1 protein-coding gene and 1 pseudogene are annotated in these 902 nt (G+C 33.5%); both read right to left on the bottom strand.

From position 1 onward, the window contains the following. Positions 1–668: recombinase family protein (locus KA909_RS11050; protein ID WP_210130210.1), on the bottom strand; the 668-nt coding region annotated here is incomplete at its 3' end. Between the two features lie 21 nt (positions 669–689). Continuing rightward, positions 690–902: pseudogene (locus KA909_RS11045) on the bottom strand (cassette chromosome recombinase CcrA); the annotation flags it as partial.

Raw genomic sequence — 902 nt, 5'->3', positions numbered from 1 at the left:
GTAACAGCTGAAATACTAAATGGGTTACCTTTCTTAGTGACATAACCTTTATGATTGAGTGCATTGGCTATTTTACGATAACCATGACCTTTGGCATAAGATTCAAAGATATATTTAACGATGTTAGCTTCATGTTGATTAATCATTAATTCTTTTTTATTATCAGGTATGTTATTATATCCTAATGGAAGATTGCCTTGATAATAGCCCTCTAAAGCTCTTTGACGTTGTCCGGTGTAAATGTTCTCTAAAATTGTATTTCTTTCAAATTCGGAAAAACTTGCAAGTATCTGGAGCATTAACTTGCCTGTTGAATTTTTGACTTCCATACGTTCAGATAAGCTAAAAAATTCAACATTTTGGCGATGAAGTTCTTCGACTATTGTAAGTAAATCGGAAGTATTACGTGCCAAACGATTTGTTTTATAAACCATAACACAGTCTAATTTTCCATTTTTAGCATCATTTAACATGCGCTGTAATTCAGGACGGTTCATAGATTTTCCTGATATGCCCCGATCTGCATATATATCAACGAGTTTATAGCTGTTAAATTGGCAATATTGCTCTATTTGTGTAATTTGTCCTTCTATACTATAGCCCATTACCTGTTTTTCCGTGGATACGCGGATGTACCCTCCGATTCTCTTCTTCTTCATTTCACTCATATTTTTTCATCCTTTCATCTATTAAGCAATCGATGATTGCGTAGTTTGATTGACAATGTTTAGAGGTTCATTTTTGAAATAGATCCCCGCAAGGGTTTTGTTTTTAGAAATATTAATTTCATCAATATAGGGGTACAACATGTTTAGCGTGAAACGTTCTTGAATGATGTTTTGGAAAGCTTTTCGAATTTGATACGCACTGATTGATGATAGAGGTTTTGATTGTTGATGTAA

The sequence above is a fragment of the Staphylococcus sp. GDX8P54P genome (genome assembly GCF_017893165.1).
In the GTDB taxonomy this organism is placed as follows: Bacteria; Bacillota; Bacilli; order Staphylococcales; family Staphylococcaceae; genus Staphylococcus; species Staphylococcus borealis.
Note: the sequence above shows the minus strand (reverse complement) of the source record. Positions and strands in the feature narration are given on the sequence as shown.